Origin of the sequence: Paenibacillus sp. PvP094 (assembly GCF_040546835.1) — a bacterium.
Classification (GTDB): domain Bacteria; phylum Bacillota; class Bacilli; order Paenibacillales; family Paenibacillaceae; genus Paenibacillus; species Paenibacillus illinoisensis.
In genome coordinates this window covers 2,315,638-2,336,309 of sequence record NZ_JBEPOM010000001.1, presented here as the reverse complement: position 1 = coordinate 2,336,309, position 20,672 = coordinate 2,315,638, and the positions used below count along the sequence as shown (strand labels likewise).

The window sequence follows — 20,672 nt, the reverse complement described above, 5'->3', positions numbered from 1 at the left end:
AGAGATCAGCGAGAGTCAGATTAGAATTTGATGAGAAAATGAGACGAACATTCACAGTATTATTGCATTATTGCATCTCTATTGTTGAAGTTACTTAATCTTCTTCGTCTTCATCCCAGGTCACGGACCGGATCGCTCCGGATATAGCGTTCACCTGCACGATAGCTTCCCTGCCGTCCTCCAGATCAATCTCAACCAGGTAATAGGGATTCCCACTATTCGTTCCACGAAGCTCCGTGTCATCCGCTTCCCCGGGAACTCTGGCAAGTGCCTTTTGCTCAGCTTCCTTCTCACTAAGAAACTGCGGAGTATCATTCTCTTTTCCCGGTTCCGAAGCTGGAGCATCCAGCGTCTGGGAAGATTGCTTCTCCCCGTTATATGGATCAACCGTCCACTGCTCCCGGCGATTATCCTTCATTTTCAATACAGCCAGATAAACCGGACTTCCCTGCTGTTCCACCAGTTCCAGGGATACCAGCTGCTCATCGGTTTGCTTCCGTAACTCCGTCTTGATCTGCTCCCGGCTGAGCAGTGTTTTTTCTTCAGCCTCAGGATTGGATTCCAGCCGCTTGATGGCATTGACTGCAGCAGTTACCGCATCCAGCTGTACATCATATAGCCCCGTTTCGGATCGAAGCTGCATGATATACGTACCGTCCTTCAACGTGGAATTCACAATTTCTCCAGGGTATTGTTCCAATACGGCCTGAGCCGCTGCATCCTCACTCAGCATCACACGGCTGGATTGCCATGGCTGCCACCAGCCTACGATTACGACAAGCAGCACAGCCACAATCCCTGCTCCCCACCATATCGGTCGCTTTGACCTTCCGCTCGTCTGCTGCTGTTCCCGTTTCATTTCCGGTGGTACTTTTGACTTTTCCAATCTGCCTCCCCCTTTTCACACGTGCATCTGCTCCCGTGACACTCTTGGCATCAGTATACAAGAGAAGAATGAGAATTTCATGAGAACAGGGTCGTCTGAACGGATACTGGCAAAATAATCGAAGCCTCGGTGCCTACACCTTCGGCACTCTTCAGTTCAACACGTGCCCCTATAGCCCCTGCGATGTCCTTCGCGAGAGACAATCCCAAGCCCGATCCACTTGCTCCGCCGCTGCGGGTTCTTGCCGGGTCCACACGGTAAAAACGGTCAAATACTTTGGTTAGCTCTTCCTCCCGCATTCCAATCCCCGTATCAACGATGCATATCCGGCACTCCTGTCCTCTGGATTCCAGTCTGACTTCAATGGCATCCTCGCTATACTTACGGGCATTGTCCAGCAGAATAAACAACATCTGCTTCAGCTTACTTTCATCACTGATCACCCAGATACTGCCTGGATCATCACAATAAACTTCCCGGTGATAGGCTTCCCGGAAAGCTCGAGTGGATTCCTGAGCCAAACGTGTGATATCAAGCCTTTCCAGCTGTATGTTCCATTGCTCTGGCTGCTTGGCCAGCAAGAGCAGCTGTTCGGTCATCTCCCGCATGCGAACGGATTCGGACAGTATGGCTTCAACAGCCTCATCGAACACCTCAGGTCGCTCCTTGCCCCGTCGCTGCAGCAGACTGGCATAACTCTCAATAATCGTCAGCGGCGTTTTAAGCTCATGCGAGGCATCCGATACGAAACGCTCCTGCCGCTCGAAGTTGGATTCCAGCAAATCCATCATGCGGTTAAACGTCTGCCCCATGGTACTCAGTTCATCCTTCGATTGGGCAGCCAGCGGAAGCCGCTTGAACTGGCCACTTGACTGAATATCACTCATGGTGCGCGTCATCTGCTGAATCGGTCTTGTCATCCGGTTGGCCAGAATCCGGCTCGAAATAATCGCAGGGATCAATGCGATAATCGTTACAACGACCAGAACCGTACGCAGTACAGACAGGCCATTCTCGGTATCTGCGACACTTTCGGTGACTTGTACATTCACCACTTCACCATCAGGCCAGATTACGGGCACGGACACCCAGACATACTCCAGCTCTCCAACCCGGGTATACTCTGATTTCTTTTGGCTCTCGTACTTATAGGGCAATTTGCTTAGCATCTCGTTCAATTGGGGCTCTGTCGCTGTCGTTACCGGATCGGAACTGGTACCATCCTCATTGACAATGCGCAGCATTCCTTCCACCGGCGCATAAGCACGCAGCAGATCATCCGGTGGAATGGATTCGGCAGAATCCCGCACTCCTGTTACGATCGAGCCGGCCTCAGCTTCGACACGCTTGATCTCATTAGACATTGAAATTCGTTCAAATACGATATACACGGACAGGTTTACAGCGATGAGCAGTACCGCAAACAATACGGAGGAGTATCCATAGATTTTGCTCCGCAGACTCATGATTGCTCCTTCAGGACATATCCAACACCACGAACGGTATGTATTAAGGGTGGAGTGAATCCGTTATCTACCTTTTTGCGCACATAACGGATATACACATCCACGACATTGGTATCTCCATAATAATCGTAACCCCAAACGGCCTGTACAATCTGGTCACGACTCAATACCTGACGCTGATTCTGCAGCAGATACACGAGAAGATCGAACTCACGTGGAGTAAGTTCGATAGGTATTCCATCCCGGGATACCTCCCTTGTCCCCTCATTCAACCTCAATCCAGCGGCAGTAAGCCAGCCTGTTTCTTCTTCAGTCATTTGGCTTGTTGTGTCTTGATTGGCATGTCGTACTAACCCAGATGAAGAAGCAGCTGCGGCACTCAGCCGGAGCGCTGCCCGTACTCTGGCAAGCAGTTCTTCGATTCGGAAAGGTTTAGTAATGTAATCATTAGCACCGAGATCAAGTCCCGACACCTTGTCCTCTACCGAATCCTTCGCTGTCAGCATCAGGATGGGAACCAAGGCATCTCTGGCACGAATTCGCCGCAACACCTCAATTCCGCTCAGGCCTGGCAGCATAATATCCAACAGAATCAGATCCCACTGGCCGCCATGATACATTTCGAGCCCTTCCGTACCGCTCCCTGCCTTACCCACCTGATACCCCTCATACTGTAATTCAAGTTCAAGCAGGCGTGCGATTTTGGGTTCATCTTCAATCACCAGCACGGCTTCATTCATACCGAGTTCCCCCTCGTTCCATTCTCCCGATATCTTACAATAGAACTCTACAGTTTGCCCAATGCATCCTCCACGAGGTCATCCCCTGCAATCAGATCAAATGCCATGCGATAGGTCTTCTCTTCCTGCAGGGATGCCGCAATAACACGAGCCACATCCTCACGCGGTATACTTCCTGGTTTCAAGTCTGTTCCTACGGCGATTTTGCCTGTTCCTGGTTCGTTTTTCAAGCCGCCAGGACGAATAATCGTATAATTCAGCTCACTCGCAAACAGCGCGCGATCGGCATAATGCTTCGCCACATAATATGGTTTGATGGCATCCGACCATTTCTCCCGCTGATCTGCACCAAAAGCACTGACCAGAATGTATCTGGAAATACCTTGCTGCAGCGCAGCCTCCATTGTTTTTACAGCCCCGTCGAGATCAATAAGGAGTGTCTTGTCTGCACCTGTAGAACCACCGGATCCTGCCGTGAATACGACGGCATCATGATCCTTCATTGCTTCAGCCAGATCATTCACGCTGCCCTCCAGATCACCCATGACTACATTTGCACCCAGCTGTTTCAGTGCATCTGCCTGTTCCGGTTTGCGAATCATTGCCGTCACCTGATGCTTGCCTTCCTGGGCGAGCTGTTCCACAAGCATCTTGCCGATTTGTCCGTTTGCTCCAATAACCAATACATTCATATGTCATGCTCCTCTCGGTTAAACGGGTATCCCCGTGTAGTTTTTTCCTTCTCTGGACTTGTCTTTAATTTAAACGAAAGCCGGCGCTTCTAAGCGCCGGCTGCTGTGATCTCATCCGTTTAGCGCATTGTCAGCGCATGAATACTGCTTCCATATACATCTTAATATACCATACACCCTGTACTGTCTATACCTGACGATGTTTATCCATTTCTGCAGCCCTTTTAACCTCACTTACTCCTAAGCCTTCAACCCTGGCTGAAGCAACACAAAAAGGGTGCCCCTAGGGGCACCCTTATATGGATAGCTACTAAATTAGTAAGCCAGTGCGAACAATCCGTGGATGTGAGACAGGTAACGGATGTTACTTGCTTCTTTCATCATGGTTGCTGGCAGACCTTTCAGACGAGTCTGGTTGCCACCGATCATGCCGACAGCATCCTTACGACCCAGACTTCCCAGTGTACCGGAGAATACTGGTGTGAAGGATTCCATTGCGCCACCTTTGAACATTACGCCCAGGTTGTGACCAATGGTTTCACCCATTTGCCAAGCCAGTTGTGCAGTTGGAGGATATGGACGAGCGCCTTCGCTAGGGAAGACCACTGCGCTGTCACCAGCAACGAACACATCTTTGTGGGATGTGGATTGCAGAACTTCCGTAACTTTAGCACGGCCGCGATCCACTTCAATTCCACTGTTAGCAACAACCGCATTACCTTGTACGCCACCTGTCCATACGAGTGTGTTCGTAGGAATCGAGCTGCCGTCTTTCAGCAATACTTCGTTTTCTTTCATCTCTGTGATCGCTACGCCAACGATGAAGTTAACGCCACGTTTCTCGAGACTCGATTTTGCACGGTCAACCAGTTCTGGCGGGAATCCTGCCAGGATGGAAGGACCTGCTTCAACTGTGTACAGGGAGATATCGTTGAAATCGATACCTTTCTCTTGGCATACGCCTGGAAGAAGGTCTGCGAATTCGCCGACAAGCTCGATACCTGTCAAACCGCCGCCGCCAATAACAAACGTTGCGTCTGCTTTGTTGCCGGATTGTTTGTAAGCATCCAGACGTGCTTCAACGTGTGCACGAATGCGGTTAGCATCGCTAACGGATTTCAGCGTGAAGCTGTACTCCTGCAATCCCGGAATTCCGAAGAATGCCGTTTCGCTACCCAGGGCAACGACGAGTGCATCATAGGAGTAAGTAGAGCCGCTGGTCATCAGAACTTTTTTCTCGTCCGGCTTGATTGTGTCCACCGTATCGATTTTCAAGTTCACGTTTTTACCACGCAGCAATTTTTCAAGCGGAAGAGCAACTGCCTTTTCAGCAATGCTTCCTGCTGCAAGACGGTGCAGTTCCGTAATAATTTGGTGCGTAGGGTAACGGTTAACGACTGTAATTGTCGCTTCTTCCGGTGTCAGGTATTGACGCGCAGTCAGCGCAGTCAAAAGACCACCGTAACCTCCGCCCAAGATCAAAATTTGCTTCGACATATCCATCCTCCGTTCTTCTAATCTTAACGTTGCTGTTGTTGACGCTCGTTCAGAATGCTCAGGAATGATTGAGCAAAACGCAGCGTTTGTTGTACGTTTGGATCTTTAAGCATTTTGAGCATAGCGAACAGACCAACCGAAGTTTGCTCTGCTTGCGCACGGTCATTTGCTTCGATTGCAGCGGAAGCTACACCTTTGGCTTTGTCTACAACTGGTTTAGCGAATTCACCCATTGCGCTCATTGTGTCGCTGATCAGAACTTTGTCTGTAGCTACGCTTTGTGCAAAGTCATAAGCTTTGGTCATGGCAGTAACCATTTCAGCCAGTTTAGGCAGGTTTTCAACCAGAACGGTCAGAGACTCCTGTACCTCAGGCTTCATCAGTTGATCGAGCACGTCCAAGGACTGGCGCTCGGAAACGTTGGCACCTTCTGTAACTGGCACCTCTTGTTGAGTAGGCGATTGTGACATAAGAGAAAGTCCTCCTTTACTTTGGGATAGAAGTCCGCGACTTTCATGATGCCTGTCAAGAGCAGAGCCGAACCACGAATACAAGGGATACATTGAAATGTACCAAATTTCACACAATAGAAAGAGCGAAGCCCAAGGGCCGCTCTCGGATCATGTATTGTATTGGGTCTATTGCGGACAACATGTGTTGACGCAAAACGACAAGCAGGCCGAAACCGAACTCTATACCCTTATATTACACCTCTTACACATGAACATGAAAAAGAAATTTTTTACACTTGTGAAGATATTGTGAACATTGTAACAAATCCGATTTTTTTGTCAAGCTTCGCGGTCGGAATGTAACCGCTTATCGTTCTGTTCCAGATCTGCATTCCTACCACATGTGGTATTAAGACAAGATCACATACGTCCATATGTGCGAAAAAGTACATATAGAGGATTTTTTCAGTCTTATTTTTAGGAAGTGTTTTCCAAAATCATGAATTCCATGCAACGAATTTGGTCACTATCGTTATTATGCAGCTTGTCATGCTGGCTTATTCCCTATTCGCTCAATTCTTCCCGATGAGAATCTTGACCTTATTTCAGGCCCTTACGACCGCTTCTTCTGACAGACGAAGTTTAAAATTACAGGAACCCGGTTAATAAGGACTACACCAGAAATGAAGGAGATGTTCGATATGAGTAATTCAACTAGCGATAAAATCAAAGCAGGCGTGAATAAAGCTAAAGGCGAAGTGAAGGATCAGATCGGTAACGCAACAAACAACAGATCCCTTCAGGCTGAGGGTAAAAAGGACAAGGCGAAAGGCGCGGTTCAAGATAAAATTGCCGATGTAAAAGATCGCCACTAGGATTTGGTCTCATATGCTTCGCACGATCAAGTCGTGCACTATATACGTCATGATGTCGGCCCGTAGACATACAGCATGAACATGCCTGTACCTACGGGGCAGGAAAAAGCCAAGGAAGGTGCTATTCCAATCACCCTTCCCTGGCTTTTTTTGATTGTAATACGTTGTATCAAATCGCTGGGGCCACATATCTAGCCATATCCACGATAAACTCATGACTTCCTCTCGATGTTTGATACTGTCTGCTGAATTGTCGCACCCAATCCGGATGCTCCTGATACCAGCGGTATGTCTTTTCCAGCCCCTGTTCCAATGTAATCTGCGGTTTCCAGCCCAGTTCTTCTCTTAACTTGCCCGAATAAACGACCAAACTGGAGCCTCTGGACTGGGTCGGTTCCTGATCCCGAATCTCGACATCTCCTGTGGAGCGCTGCAGTGATAGCAGCAGCTCGCCGATCTCCTGCATCGTTGTGCCTTGTCCTGTCGAGATGTTATACGTATGCCGATCTTGTCCATGCAGCATAATCTGTTCAATGGCTTTCATTGCATCATCGATATACAGAAAATCACGTACAGCAGATCCTTGAATATCCAGCCGCAAGCCATCCATCATCCGGCCAAAATTGCGGGGAATGATTCGGTCAGGCAGCTGCCATGGCCCATAAAGGTTGGTTAAGCGGAAGATTTTGACGGGGAGGTTGTAACATTGGGCATAGGAATGAGCCAGCGTCTCACAGGCTACTTTGGATGCCGAATAGGGTGATACTGGAGCATATACGTCTGATTCGGAGTACACTCTGCCAAACTCGCCTCCATAGACTTCTACCGAGGAGGCCAGTACAACCGGAATACGATGATCGGCTGCATATTGCAAAACGGCCTGTGTGCTTAGCGTGTTGTTACGAAACACTTCTCCTGGGTGATGGTAGGAATAATCCACATGCGGCATGGCTGCCAGGTGAATAATATAATCGGTTCCCTGGGGCAAGCTGAAGCGGTCTGAAGCGAGGTCACAACAAGTGAAGGTCATCTCATGCAGCGGGGAGCTGTGAACAAGTCTCTGACAATAGTCATCCCGGTCGATCAGGGTAATGCAGTGGCCCTTTTGCGCCAAATAATGAGAAAGATTGAATCCCACAAATCCGGAAGCCCCTGTAATGACAATGTTCACCAAACCATTCCTCCTTGGATTTTTACTCAGGCAGGCTCTTGAGGCGAGCGTATGTATTGAGTATAACCTTAAATTGATACGTTTTGTATCATTTTCCATTCATTTTTTATTTTTCTTTCCGCAGAGCAGACAGCTAATGAGGGTAATAATCAGTGAGGTGATGAAAATGAATGAACCCAGAGAGAATATAGAGACCTTTTACTTCAAAGACGATGGCGTGATTCCCAACAATCCAAACTTGCCAGTACTGTTGTATAAGGGCGTATGGGCAAAAGACCCGTCCCGAGCAGAGTCGCTGCTGAACAGAAATCAATGGGGAAACAGCTGGATTAATGGTGTGTTTGACTATCATCATTTTCATAGCAATGCCCATGAAGCACTAGCAGTGGTTAGCGGTTTCGTTCAGCTGATTCTGGGCGGGGAAAAGGGACAACGAGTTTATCTGCAAACGGGAGATATTGTTGTGCTTCCTGCAGGAACAGGACATAAGCGTCTGGAAGCCAGCTCTGATTTTCGTATAGCAGGTGCTTACCCTGGCGGCACAAGCTACAATACCCGTACAGGTGATCCGGGAGAACGTCCTGAAGTGCTCCGGGAGATTCAGGGTGTGCCCCTCCCTGATACAGATCCAGTCTACGGGAACGAGGGACCCTTGTTGGAATTATGGAATAAAGGCAAATAAGAGGGTGCCTGCATATGAGTGAACCAAACAGAAAAACAGACTGTTAACGAGAAAAATCATATCCTCGATAACAGTCTGTTTAGCTTATGCGCGTAACCGGATACCGTAGAACCGTGTTGCATGCTGCTGATCAGGAAGAAATGGTATTCCCTGAAGAGGGATTGGATTCGTTCCGTTTCTCCTCGGACGATGAACGGGTGAAGTGTCTCTCCAGCTTCCGACTGGCCCACAATGATACAGCGATAAACAGCAATACACCGATCCACCTTATAGGATGTTCCAGGAATTGGGCCGCATTGGAGCCAATGTAGGTCACGCAGAATATCATGATGCCCTTACCAAACCCTACGGCGAGCAGGAAAGACATGAGTCTCATTCGGGCAATACCTGCCGCCACATTAATGATGACAAACGGTCCGACCGGAAAGATGCTCAGCAAAAATACATAACTGAAGGCATTCCGCCGAATCCATACCATGCTCCGCTGAACACGCGGTTTGCTGGACCATCGTTCCACGAAGGCAGATTTCCCAATCTCTCGGACCAGCAAGAAGGTCAGGGTACAACCCAGCACCATCCCAATCCACGAGTACAAAAATCCCGCCCATAGTCCGTACACCGCCCCATTAACCCCCACGATCAGCAGGGTTGGTAGCGGTGGCACAAAGGACTTCATAAAGGTAAGCAGTATACCCGGAAGCGGCCCCAGGGAACGAAACTGCTCCAGCCAATAACGAATATTCTCTTCCGTAAAATAGGACATGATGTCCAGAGGTACCGGGGTCATGTGCATCCTTCCAATCTATTCAGTCTCCATCCGTTTACACCACAATTCCTGTGCTCGAATGATCTGGGTACAGTTCATCTTCTTCTCACAGTATAACGTACGAATCCACACCAAACCGTTGTTAATTTGAAGAAATATTCACAGATGAGACCAACATAACAAAAAGCACACCCTGACCTGTACAACAAGTCTTGATGTGCTTTGCTATATTGGTATCCCTCCCCCTAACAGGAGAAGAAATAAACATATTCTATTCCAGCTGAGCTTCCTGTATCTGCAGTTCGTTCAGTTCCTCCTGATGAGCGGCATTCCATTCAGGTATGCCGGACCGCATGAACTCGTCTGCATCCATTGCAGCTTTGGACTGGTTGCACAGATTGCAGGCACATACACAGTTTAGCGGAGTTGTATGACCGCCTTTGGCCCGAGGCAGAAGATGATCGATCGTATCACCATATGATCCACAGAAGTAGCAGGTATATTGATCCCGGGTCATGATGTACCGTTTGAAATCCTTGTTGCTGAATAATCGGCGAATGGTGTACCGGTTAACAACAACTGCGGCTTTTTCCTTGACCAGCGTGACCGCAAGCTCCATGTCAATCTCCTGATGCCAGCGGCGGCCTTTATCCGTCTTGCCACGCATGCGGACCATGCCCTGCCTGTTCGTACGGAGCGATGTCGGATCTTCCGGATCAATGGCTGCCGGAACCGCCGGAGTCTGGCGGCGCGGCCGGCCATCTGCGCCCGCGCTTCGGCTGCGGGCATGATGGGAATGGGGACGGTGCCCGGAAGTCGTTGCCCGGGCACCGTCTTCACTGGCGGCCTTATGCGCACGTTCTTTGCGCATTGGCCGCGCCCTGCTCCCTTGCGGACCCTGTGGCCGCATGGGAGCAGATTCGGCTGTCCCGGCCGCAGCAGAAGCTGCCTGGCCCGGGTCCAGCCCTGGAGCGGCAGGCTGTGCAGCTGCCGCCAAAGGCCCGTCGACCGTGGCCGCAGCCCCACGGTCGCTTGCTGGCACCTCGGACTTGACCGCGATGCGGTCCGGTCCAGTGCCAGCGCCAGGCGGCGCCGAGCGTTTGCGGCGCCGCTTGCGCTTGCGCCCCGCTGCGGTCTGCTGACCCGCAGCTGCTGTTCCCGCTGCCGGATCCTGCGGTTCTTCCGGCAGCGAAGCCTCGCTGGCCGCCACAGCAGCCTGCGCGGCGGCCTGTTCAGCACGCACATTGGATACGGTGCGTCCACCAACCTTCGGATCACGATCTTCCTGGCCTGCGGCGCTTGATTCCGTGATCCGTTCAGACGGCTCAAGGACTGGCTGTGCCTGCTGCGGTTTGGACTTTCGTCTCCGTCTCCTTTTCTTCCGATCACCTGATGGCTCCGAGGAGGATGAAGATAGAGGCTCAGCTTCACTGTGCTGTTTCTGAGAACCTTCATCCACTGTCTCTTGAATCACCTGTTGATTGGCTGCAGCACTCGACTCATTTGTAATGTTCTCCGGTCTTGGCATCCGTATGTGCAGACTCTGACCCTGCTGCACCGGGATGCCGCTAACGTCAGCCTGTCCACTGCGCTGACGACAGCGACGACAGGCTCCTCGTCTGGAACCGGGACCCGCCCTCTTTCCGGTTCTGCGCCGAAATTCAGACAACGGACGCTGTTGCCCGCAATGCATGCATACCTTGGTCTGTTGCGCTTCATGTTCCGTCATATCCTGCCGGAAAGGGGCTGAGCCCGTCTCCATGTTGTCACCTCGGTTCCGTATGAATCCGGTTTCTTTCTATTGTATCACATCTGCTCGCGGACGCACTCATACCCCTGTGTCTGTGCCGGATAGCCATCTGCGCTGTACTCTGTTGTCTGTCCATTGCATTCATGAAGAATGTGCTCTACATATTCCAATATATCTTGCATCGGTTTCCCGCATTGTTCACATGTTTTCATTCATCTCACCTTGATCCTGTTCTGTAAGTCTCTGCATTTTGATTTGTGTTCCGCCTTCTCATTACCCCTGGCAGCTCCAAAAGAAACATTCGTTCCCACATGATGCTCATTGATCGCATGAAAAAAACCGTTCCCCGCTCAACCCTAAGGTCGACCAAGAAACGGCTTATTATTCCTATAATGGCAATTAAATATTAACGAACATCGAGCTGGCCCGAATTGGATTGCGGGATCACCCGTGGTTTTGGTTTCGGCAGATTGCCGAAGATGACCCAGGCAAACGGAACAAACCTTGCAGTCAGCCCTACTACAATCCATGAAGCGAACAGCGCTACAGCAAAGCCTCCGGCATACCATAGGTGAACCAGCCAGGACACCCCGGTTTGCGGTGGGAATTCCCGATACAACAGCAGGAAAAATGGATGGATCAGATAAATTCCGAAGGACAGCGCACCAAGTCGATTAAGCGGCTTGGCAATCAATGCAGGCCCCTTGCGATACAACAGGTATGCAATCTGAATCAGTACGAGCGCACAAGCAAAGGTATGCAAATTCCAGAAAAACTCATACCACAGTGTGTTATACGTGGCAATCTTCATACGAAGCAGGTAATAAATATATACATGTCCGAGTCCGGCAGCAATCCAGACTGCCCACAGCAGAATCCAGGATGCTACGCGACCTTTGGTTGCATTTTCACGGCTGATGACAAACCATTGCTTGATCTTTGGAAAATAGACCCCGATGAACGCTCCCAGCATGAAATAGGAGAAGTATGAGAAGGCCCAGCTTCCCTTGTTCGGCACCTGGAAGCCGTATTTGTTACTTACGATAAATGCCCACTGGATCAGCAGGCCAATCGGTACAGACCACTTTACCACCGTAGGATACTTCTTCAGCAGCCACAGAACAAGCGGGAATAACAGATAGAATTGCATGTTGATGAATACAAAGTACAGATGCGTATATGCCTTACCCGTGAACAGTTTGGTAATGAAGCTGATGGCAGATTCACCAAACGGACGGCCTTGATAATGGGTGAAATGCAGAATAACAAAATAAAACAGGGAAAACAGGAAATACGGCAGCAGAATGTAAACGAATCTCTTTTTATAAAAATTGCTGACCAATTTCTTGTCCAAGGGACGTGAATAATAGTTATAGAACAACACGAAGCTGCTCATGAAAATAAAAGTTGGCGTACCATATTTCATGAAGATATTAATAAAGTTGTACAGCCAGTAGTAGCCCGAACCCGTCATGTCCACTGTCGCATAAGACGTGGAATGCACACACAGCACGCCGATAATCGCCATGGCACGTACCAGGTTCAGCTCCGGTATTCGCTCTCTTTTCAATGTCTCACTCATGTTTAGCGTTTCTCCTTAATGTGTTCGTCAATATGTCAGATATGACTTAGTACGATAAGCTCACTATCTATTAAAAGGCATAATGCTTAAGATGGGTAGTCCATTTTCTTAACAATTCCTAAATTTTCAGTGGATTTCACACTATTTTCATGTCTATAAATGTAAAAAAGACCGCTATAATGCGGTCTTCGAGCAATGCTGCCTCGGCAGTATTTATTTCTGGTTCACTGGGATGAAAATGGTAAACTCGGGCTCCCTGTCTGTGTGAACACACATCTTGGGTCTCCCTAATCAGGCCGGGATTGTTCCATCCTGTCTCCTTCTAATCCTTCTGACGACTCGCCAGAATTTGTTTATAGACCTCTATAGCCGCCTGCCTGGATGTCTTCAGATCCACAATCGCACCCTCGCGTGGTTGATGGATATCCTTGCTGTGCAGATCCTTCAGATGAGGCAGCCATTTCCGGATATAATCTCCCTGGGGATCATACTTCTCCGACTGTGTTACCGGATTGTTTACCCGGAAATACGGAGCAGCATTTTCACCAAGGGATGCACACCATAACCAGTTCCCCCGGTTCTGAATGTTGTCATAATCAAGCAGCTTGCGTCTGAAGTAGGCCTCACCCAGGGGAAACGGACACTGCAGGTTTTTGGTCAGGAACATCGCCGTCAGAATACGCAATCGATTGGGCATGCGCCCCGTCTCATTCAGCTCGGTCATCGCAGCATCAATAATCGGTATTCCCGTCTCTGCCTTGCACCAGCGTTCGAAGTGATAATCACTTAACGGTGACAGATCGTATACCTTTTCGTATGTAAAAAAGTGACTCTCATATACTGCACGGTACAGATAAAAGTCACGGAAGCACAGCTGTCTAATCCATTCGTCCGGCTGTTCTGCCCGGTAAGCCGCATCGTACATTCTGCGGATCGAGATGGCTCCTACCGCCACATAGGAACTCAAATGGCTTGGCTCGTATGCTTCATATTGATCCCGTTGCTCCCCGTACTCGGCAATACGCTCCTTCAGGAACGCATCGAGCAGCCCATAAGGCTCTTCTGCGGGGTCGACATCCATAAGCGCTGCGGGAACCCTGAACGAATCAGGAAACTCGATGGACAGCTTACTGATCTTAAGATCAGCTACCGTTAGTACCGAAGGAGGGTTTGGGAATTCATTCATAAACTCCACCCAGCGTCGGTGAAAAGCCGCGAATACTTTATAGGGCTCCGATTTGCCTGTAAAGTCAGCGAACCGCGGAAGATCGATCAGCAGATGATCCGTCAGCTGTGTGAACTTGGCCTGGTATTTGTCTACAACCTTGCGTATACTGCGATCCCTTTCGATCGCGTAAGGTGTCATATCCCGGTGAACTACCACTTCATCGATGATTTCTTCCGTGTGGCCCAATATGTAATCGACAACTTCTGCTGGGTTGCCATGTGCCACATGCAGCAGCTCGCCTGCCTCCTGGTACTGTCTGGCAAGCCCGGCTGCATGCCTCAGAAAGTTGATGCCGCTGTGTTCCTTATCGCGTCCCTGACGAAGCAAAAAGGGGTCGTAGATAAAAAGGTGCAAACTCTCATCTTCCTGGTTCTGCAAATAATCAAAAGCGTGCAGATCCTCCGTACGCAAATCCTTGCGATGTATGAATAATTTCACTACAATCCTCCCGCCCGGCCTGTGCCTACTTCGCCGTTAGTTCCTGAAAGAGGCGGCTCGTTTCCGGTTCCGGCTGATGCCCCAAATCCTCCAAGAGTGTCTTGGCAAATGATGAATATAATTGGAGTATGGCTGATCCATCACCCATGGATGCATACACCCTCATCATTAATCGGCAAATCTCTTCAGCATAAGGCTCTCTTTCCTGTAAATCGAGTAACTGCTCAATGGCGTCCTTGCCGCGTCCATGCTTCATGTTCCATTCAGCCAGGTCCATGACCAATCGTATATATTTTCGTCTTAGCTCACGGGCCTTCGATTGTGCCCAAGGGTAGTCATGCTCTTCAAGATAATCTCCGCGATATAACAACATGATCTCCCGCAGCTCTTCCACATTGGTAGAAGTGACTTCTGCATATCCCGCTCCCAATTCAAATTGCTCCACGTCACTCACCAGATTGCCGGGCAGCAAACGGTAACGATTCATGTTGTATTCCAATTTGCCTGTCATACTCCATTCCTTCAGCAGTTTTCGAATCTGGTATACGGATGTATGCAGATGGGTTAACCCTTTTTCCAAGGTGACATCGGCCCATAATTTATCAAGCAGAATCTCTTTGCTTACCCATTCTCCACGATGGTGAAACAGAAATGCGAATAACTCCTGGGATTTGGTCGTCCTCCATTTATGCTTGGTTGCCTCCGGTTTCAGGCTTCTATAGATCTCCAAATGTTTGAAGGTGAGTAGTCCCGGTAACTGGATGTCATCCTCGGCAGCATTGGAAACGGGTTCCTTTACTTCAGCAGCCGCTGCCATTTCCGGCATAGCAGACTTCCAAGCAGCAATCCGGTCAATGGTTTTGCCCAATCTTGCCGAGCTTACCGGCTTCAGAACATAATCCAGTGCATGCAGTTCAAATGCTTCGACTGCATGATCGGCGTACGCTGTTACAAATATAATTCGAATGTTGTTATCCAGCTGCTGTATATACTCAGCCGCTTCCAGTCCGTTCATTTCTGGCATGCCAATATCCAGAAACACCACATCGGCACGTTCTTTTGCCAGAAAATCCAGTCCATCACGAGCTGTTGAAAAACACTGCACGGGTGTAATCCGTCCGTCCGACAATAACAGGCGCTCCAGGTGGAGCTGCGCCGGCTTCTCGTCATCGATTACAATGGCTCTCACTGTTCTTCCAGCCTCCTGCCCTTACTTATTCTTCTTCGTTCTATATCAAAGGAATTACAGAATAGACTTTATCAACTTATTAGTCTGTTAACCATTATGATCGGTCTCGGCACAATTCTGGGATAATTAACCTCTGGGCAGAGGAATACGGAAACGAATTTGCGTTCCTTTGCCCACATGGCTTTGAATATTCAATCCCTCGCCATATAAGGACATTAAACGCCGGTTGATATTTTGCAGGCCCACCCCTCCCGGTCCTTCCGTCCTTCCCGAATGAACCTGGGCCAAACGCTCCGGAGGGATGCCCACCCCATTATCTTCAACCTGAACGATGATACGATCATTCTCTCTGGCAATTTTCAGAGTCACGGTTCCACCCGCAGCCCGCTCCATCACACCATGACGAATGGCATTTTCAACGAGTGGCTGAATGCTGAGAGGCGGCACATAGATCCGAACGTCCGGTTCCACTTCATAGTTGACCACCAGCCGTTCTTCAAACCGGGCCTGTTCCAGATGTACATAGGACTCCACCAGCTCAAGTTCCTTGGTCAGCGGCACCAGCTGATCCCGGTTCTGAAAGTCGAAGCTCCCACGCAGATAGTGACTCAGTTCGATCAATAAATCTGTAGCTTTGTCCGGGTTAACGGCACAAGTAGCGATAATGACATTAAGTGCGTTATATAAAAAGTGGGGCTTGATCTGTGCCTGCAAAAAAGCCATCTCTGTCCGAATGGCGCCTTGAACGGAGGCCCGCATTTCAATCAGGGTGCGAACCCTCGCACGAAGCTCCCCCGCATCCACTGGCTTGCTTAGGAAATCATTGGCACCAGCCTGGAAACCCAGCCTGATATCCTCAGGCAATCCACGCGCCGTCAGCATCAGGATCGGCAGTTCGGACAGGGTATTACGCTCACGCAGTTTGCGGCATAATTCAATTCCGGACATCTGCGGCATCATCCAGTCGGTAATCACCAAGTCGATTCCAGGGTGTTGTTCTCGCATTTTCAAGGCTGCAGCACCACTATCGGCAGAAATGACCCGGTATCGCTCTGTTGACAACAGATTATACAATACCTGGAGATTTACCGGATCGTCATCCACAATCAGAATCGTATGCTCTGCTGCAGGGCCCTCTTCTGATTCATCGAGTTCTGTAGGAAGCCCTCCAGATGGATTAGCACGCTCGGCAGGCACGTAGCTCGCTGCAGTCGGTCTGGAAACAGTATGAAGCAGCGGCGTTTTGGCAACTGGCAGGGTGAAGTGAAAAATAGACCCCTGACCCGGTTCTGACTGGGCCCAGATCATGCCTCCGCCCAGCTCTACGAGTTTACGCGTAATACTGAGACCAAGCCCTGTCCCGCCGTTAATTCTTCCACTTGTACCATTCTCCTGCTCATAGGACTGGAATATATCCTCCAGCTTCTCTGGAGCAATGCCAACCCCTGTATCCGCCACAGACATTCGGATTTGATCCCCCTGCACAATTGCATATAGCCGTATCTCGCCTTGCTGCGTGTACTTGTATGCATTGCCAATCAGATTATAGAGAATCTGCCGTAACCGATCCTCATCTGCTTCGACCAATGGCATGGATGGAGGCCAGTCCTGTATTAACACAATAGGCTTATCCCCGAAGGTAAATCCCGATACTTCAACCACGGTGCGGGCAACGGACTCCAGATCCACCGCTTCCCGCTTCAGCTCGATCTCACTATTCTTGAGCTTGGAGAAATCCAGAATGTCATTGACCAGCAGTGAGAGCCTTTTACCGGTAGACGTGATCATGGACAGGTTTCTGGCCTGCTTCGGCGTCACAGCCCCTGCCGCTCCTTCCAGCATGGACTGGGCAATATTAATGATGCCATGCAGCGGGGTCCTCAGTTCATGCGACGTATTGGCCATGAATTCATCCTTCAGGTTATCGATCACAAGCAAGCGCTCGGATAATGCCTCAACTTCACGAAAGGACTGCGCGAACCGGATCGCCGTAAGAATCATCTGAGCAAAAACAAATAACAATAGCTCATACAGGGCGAGAAAGGCCGTATCCTGCGTCGTGAATGCGCCGATGGTATACAAAATAACAACCATGAGGATGCTCATCATGCTGATCAGCACGTAATGGCTGTCATTGGGCCTCTTTTTCAACCAATAAAACATCGCTCGAAGAGTGTATACAATGACGCTAAGCGACACCATCAGCATTAGAGGCTCCAGTTGCGAGAATAGTACCGGTGACAAAGTAAGGCCGATAGCGCATTGCAGAATCACCAGTGTAATTCCCAGGCGTACGTACCATTTGTGAATTGCACCCGGAACAAGCGCATCCATATAGCGAAGCAAATAGTAATAGGCTAGTGCTGAACTTATTAATTGAAGCCTTAAAATTTCAGTATTCGGTAGAAACGGTACAAAGGTGCCCAGCAGTTTCTCCCCATGCGTCAGTGCATACATGGCTCCGGAGAGACTGAACAAGCCCAGGTAACGAAGCTCCTTCTCACTTCGGCGCAGCCTGAACAGCAGCAGGAAAAACGCCGCAGGGAGGATAAATCCGAAAAGGGTCATCAGATCCTTGAGCCAGTCCCACTGCTGGCTGTACAGAATGCTATGCTCATCTCCAAATAACAGTGAAGCTACGATTCCTCCGGAAGAGTATGTATAGTTGGAAACTTGAATGATGATATCTGCACGGTCTCCCTCAATCGAGGTAAACCCGGTGAACGGCAAGTTGTACTGGAGATCCGTTTCCCTTGTTTCGCCAGGCAGTCCCTTGCCTCCGATCTCTTTGCCATCTATAAAAATACGGTGTGCCATACGAATATTCTTTGTACGAATGCCATAGTCATTCTTCTCGGAGCTGGGCCTGAGTTTGACACGAAGGTGATATGTTCCGTAGCCATGAGCTTCACCCATCGTCTTATTCCACCTGGCCGGGACTTGAAGAGCTGCAGGTGGCCCAAGTGGTTTGCGTCCGGACACATCAGCCTCAAAATCAATCGGGGTCAGTAATTGGTTCGGGTAGAAGTCCCAGACTCCGTCCAATGTGGCTGCACCCTTTTTGGTGAAATCCCATGTGGTCAAATCGATTAGGCCTTGTTTAACTACCGGATTCCCGCGTTCAGTTATAATACTCTGCACAATCCACCCCACAGGGAAGACAACAATACAAATGAAACTAATCGTCAGCATAATCCAGTGTTTTTTCATCGATGAAATCCTTCTGACACGTGACGATAGGCGTCACTTTTTGTCGTTTTATCTTCATGATCCATGTTACACGTTTCTGCTGCCCACGGAAATAGAAGGAAACTAAAAAGAATCACATTTTTTAAGGCGGTTCACCATCTCGGGTGAACCCTCCATTAAAAGCTCAAAAAATAAAAAAAGGACTGCCAGCTGTTCAATCAGGAAATGACCCTGATCGCAACTGACAATCCTCTCTTACTCGCTTACAACCTGTGCCAGCTTCTGCACGATGCCTGACCAGCCCTGCTCCATTCGCTCGCGCACGATGGCATGAGCCTGTCCAAATTCAGTCAGTTTATCGGCATCCCAACCGCTGTGAATCAACGTAAATGCCGTACCTTCTTGCTGTTCCTGTAGTTCGAAGGTAAGTGCCCAATCCTTGCCCCATTGAAAGGATAGCTTATGAAGCGGCTGAACTTCCGTAACCCGGCATGGTGATTTGCCAAAAGGTCCAGCCTCCAGCACGAATTCATGTCCTTCCACCGGCTCCAGATTACTTGGCATAAACCAGGCCTCCATGCCTTCTGCTGTTGAGACGGTCTCCCATACCTTTTCCAGCGGTGCACGAAGCACCAATTGCTGCCGAATGTCCGGCAGTGCGCTCGATGATGATGTCATAACCATCGCCTCCTTGAATAGATATTACTCATTGTTCGGGATATGAAGATAGGTGTCAAATGAATTCATTTAACAACCGAATCTAGCATTGGATCTCCTCTTAAACGAACCTCATCTTGAAACGCATATATAAAAGATGTGTAACTCCCGTCTTAGTCTGCACTGAACGATGGAATCCCAACCGTCACCGATTGGCTATCAAAATGCAAAATCAGGCCGCAGCTAAGGTTCACCCTTGCCGCGGCCTGTCTTACGAGCTGATATATGTTTTAGATAAAATTAATAACCGCGGGAATATTGCTCCGCAATCGCTGCCTTATCCTTGCTGACACCAAGCTCCAGAGCCGCATGGTTAGCCCAGTACGGATCGCGCAGCATGCCTCTGCCCACTGCAACCAGATCGGCATCGCCGTTGCCAATAACGGCTTGAGCGAGAGCTGGATCATCCAGCAGCCCTACTGCAATCACCGGAATGTTCAGTTCTTCGCGGAAACGACGGGCAAATGGAACTTGATAACCTGGGTAGTTACCCGGCTTCCGTTGTCCTGCAGGTCCTTCTCCGCCAGAGCTGATGTGGAATATGTCTACACCTGCTGCCTGATAGGCACGAGCCATATCCAAGGTGTGCTCAATATCGTAGCCGCCATCAGCGTATTCAACTGCAGATATGCGCATGATGAGCGGCATGTCTTCCGGCATTTCCTTTTTCACTGCACGAATAATCTCGACGCCGAATCGAGCCAGATCCTGTCCATATACATCCTCACGATGATTCATCAGCTTGGAATGGAACTGGTGAATGAGATATCCATGTGCTCCGTGCAGCTCAATGGCATCCACTCCAGCCTGCACTGCGCGACGAACACCGTCCGCAAATTTCTGGACCATCGCTTCTACTTCTTCGGTAGTCAACGCACGAGGCTCCCTAAAGTCTTCACCCGGGAAAGTGACCACGGATGGAGCTACCGGCTGCTCTGCATCCTCCGCTTTTCGCCCAGCATGTGCAATTTGAATCGCCACTTTCGAGCCATGGGCATGCATGCCATCCACCAGCTTGGCAAAAGCCGGAATATGCTCGTCCGACCAGATGCCCAGATCGTTATCGGTAATACGGCCATCCGGTTCAACGTCTGTCATTTCGATAACAATCAGACCTGTACCCCCAACCGCACGACTTACATAGTGAACCTGATGCCAATCATTCGGGATGCCATCCTTGGCCGTTACCGAGTACTGGCACATTGGCGCCATAACTACACGGTTATTCAGTTGAAGCCCCTTGAACTGATAGGGGGAAAATAATTTCTCTGACATATGGTTACATCTCCTATTCAATATATTGATATATGTTGAGGCAATCGCTTGTTTTTCAACATGAAAAACAGTTACCC

The 20,672-nt window shown here is 49.5% G+C and carries 17 protein-coding genes and 1 pseudogene; 2 read left to right on the top strand and 16 right to left on the bottom strand.

Translation table 11 applies throughout. From position 1 onward, the window contains the following. Nucleotides 1-94: 94 nt before the first annotated feature. From ABIC22_RS10850 to ABIC22_RS10825, 6 genes are all read right to left on the bottom strand, one after another. The gene (locus ABIC22_RS10850) at nucleotides 95-886 is read right to left on the bottom strand and encodes a PepSY domain-containing protein (RefSeq protein WP_354480738.1); all 792 of its coding nucleotides are present in this window, start codon (nucleotides 884-886) and stop codon (nucleotides 95-97) included. 77 nt (nucleotides 887-963) lie between these two features. Then, the gene (locus ABIC22_RS10845) at nucleotides 964-2,352 is read right to left on the bottom strand and encodes a sensor histidine kinase (protein WP_354480736.1); all 1,389 of its coding nucleotides are present in this window, start codon (nucleotides 2,350-2,352) and stop codon (nucleotides 964-966) included. Continuing rightward, nucleotides 2,349-3,092 (bottom strand): response regulator transcription factor, encoded by a 744-nt coding sequence (locus ABIC22_RS10840; RefSeq protein WP_354480734.1) that lies wholly within the window; start codon nucleotides 3,090-3,092, stop codon nucleotides 2,349-2,351. Before ABIC22_RS10840 ends, ABIC22_RS10845 begins: the two co-directional genes overlap by 4 nt. A gap of 47 nt (nucleotides 3,093-3,139) precedes the next feature. Then, entirely contained in the window at nucleotides 3,140-3,784 is a 645-nt protein-coding gene (locus ABIC22_RS10835; RefSeq protein WP_336782409.1) for an SDR family oxidoreductase, read from the bottom strand. Between the two features lie 315 nt (nucleotides 3,785-4,099). Beyond that, the gene (locus ABIC22_RS10830) at nucleotides 4,100-5,281 is read right to left on the bottom strand and encodes an NAD(P)/FAD-dependent oxidoreductase (RefSeq protein WP_127537452.1); all 1,182 of its coding nucleotides are present in this window, start codon (nucleotides 5,279-5,281) and stop codon (nucleotides 4,100-4,102) included. Between the two features lie 23 nt (nucleotides 5,282-5,304). Continuing rightward, nucleotides 5,305-5,751 carry a DUF1641 domain-containing protein gene (locus ABIC22_RS10825; protein WP_127537453.1) on the bottom strand — a complete coding sequence of 149 codons (447 nt, stop codon included), beginning with the start codon at nucleotides 5,749-5,751 and terminating at the stop codon, nucleotides 5,305-5,307. Nucleotides 5,752-6,434: 683 nt separating this feature from the next. On the opposite strand from ABIC22_RS10825, the gene ABIC22_RS10820 reads away from it, so the two are divergent. Then, on the top strand, nucleotides 6,435-6,608 hold the full coding sequence (locus ABIC22_RS10820) for a CsbD family protein (protein WP_082704104.1): 174 nt from the start codon (nucleotides 6,435-6,437) through the stop codon (nucleotides 6,606-6,608). A 169-nt stretch (nucleotides 6,609-6,777) separates the two neighbouring features. On the opposite strand, the gene ABIC22_RS10815 is transcribed toward ABIC22_RS10820, so the two are convergent. Next, nucleotides 6,778-7,779, bottom strand: coding sequence for an NAD-dependent epimerase/dehydratase family protein (locus ABIC22_RS10815; RefSeq protein ID WP_354480731.1), 1,002 nt, complete (start codon nucleotides 7,777-7,779; stop codon nucleotides 6,778-6,780). 166 nt (nucleotides 7,780-7,945) lie between these two features. Between ABIC22_RS10815 and ABIC22_RS10810 the strand changes: the two genes are divergently transcribed. Beyond that, nucleotides 7,946-8,461, top strand: a complete 516-nt coding sequence (locus ABIC22_RS10810) for a cupin domain-containing protein (protein ID WP_354480729.1) — start codon at nucleotides 7,946-7,948, stop codon at nucleotides 8,459-8,461. A gap of 130 nt (nucleotides 8,462-8,591) precedes the next feature. Here the strand turns inward: ABIC22_RS10810 and ABIC22_RS10805 are convergent, their stop codons facing one another. The 9 genes and pseudogenes from ABIC22_RS10805 to ABIC22_RS10765 form a co-directional block, all read right to left on the bottom strand. Continuing rightward, on the bottom strand, nucleotides 8,592-9,248 hold the full coding sequence (locus ABIC22_RS10805) for a TVP38/TMEM64 family protein (RefSeq protein WP_483312538.1): 657 nt from the start codon (nucleotides 9,246-9,248) through the stop codon (nucleotides 8,592-8,594). A 250-nt stretch (nucleotides 9,249-9,498) separates the two neighbouring features. Beyond that, nucleotides 9,499-9,936 (bottom strand): annotated as a pseudogene (locus tag ABIC22_RS10800) (HNH endonuclease); the annotation flags it as partial. Nucleotides 9,937-11,033: 1,097 nt separating this feature from the next. Continuing rightward, entirely contained in the window at nucleotides 11,034-11,189 is a 156-nt protein-coding gene (locus tag ABIC22_RS10795; protein WP_354480725.1) for a hypothetical protein, read from the bottom strand. A gap of 194 nt (nucleotides 11,190-11,383) precedes the next feature. Further along, entirely contained in the window at nucleotides 11,384-12,559 is a 1,176-nt protein-coding gene (locus ABIC22_RS10790) for an acyltransferase (protein ID WP_127537457.1), read from the bottom strand. 322 nt (nucleotides 12,560-12,881) lie between these two features. Beyond that, nucleotides 12,882-14,225, bottom strand: coding sequence for a cryptochrome/photolyase family protein (locus tag ABIC22_RS10785; RefSeq protein WP_354480722.1), 1,344 nt, complete (start codon nucleotides 14,223-14,225; stop codon nucleotides 12,882-12,884). A gap of 25 nt (nucleotides 14,226-14,250) precedes the next feature. Continuing rightward, nucleotides 14,251-15,414, bottom strand: coding sequence for a response regulator (locus tag ABIC22_RS10780; protein WP_354480720.1), 1,164 nt, complete (start codon nucleotides 15,412-15,414; stop codon nucleotides 14,251-14,253). A gap of 126 nt (nucleotides 15,415-15,540) precedes the next feature. Beyond that, nucleotides 15,541-18,624 carry an ATP-binding protein gene (locus ABIC22_RS10775; RefSeq protein ID WP_354480718.1) on the bottom strand — a complete coding sequence of 1,028 codons (3,084 nt, stop codon included), beginning with the start codon at nucleotides 18,622-18,624 and terminating at the stop codon, nucleotides 15,541-15,543. 234 nt (nucleotides 18,625-18,858) lie between these two features. Continuing rightward, nucleotides 18,859-19,281: an SRPBCC family protein gene (locus tag ABIC22_RS10770; protein WP_483312537.1), complete on the bottom strand. Its 423-nt coding sequence runs from the start codon at nucleotides 19,279-19,281 to the stop codon at nucleotides 18,859-18,861. A gap of 279 nt (nucleotides 19,282-19,560) precedes the next feature. Next, nucleotides 19,561-20,595, bottom strand: a complete 1,035-nt coding sequence (locus ABIC22_RS10765; RefSeq protein WP_354480713.1) for an NADH:flavin oxidoreductase/NADH oxidase — start codon at nucleotides 20,593-20,595, stop codon at nucleotides 19,561-19,563. Between the last annotated feature and the right edge of the window lie 77 nt (nucleotides 20,596-20,672).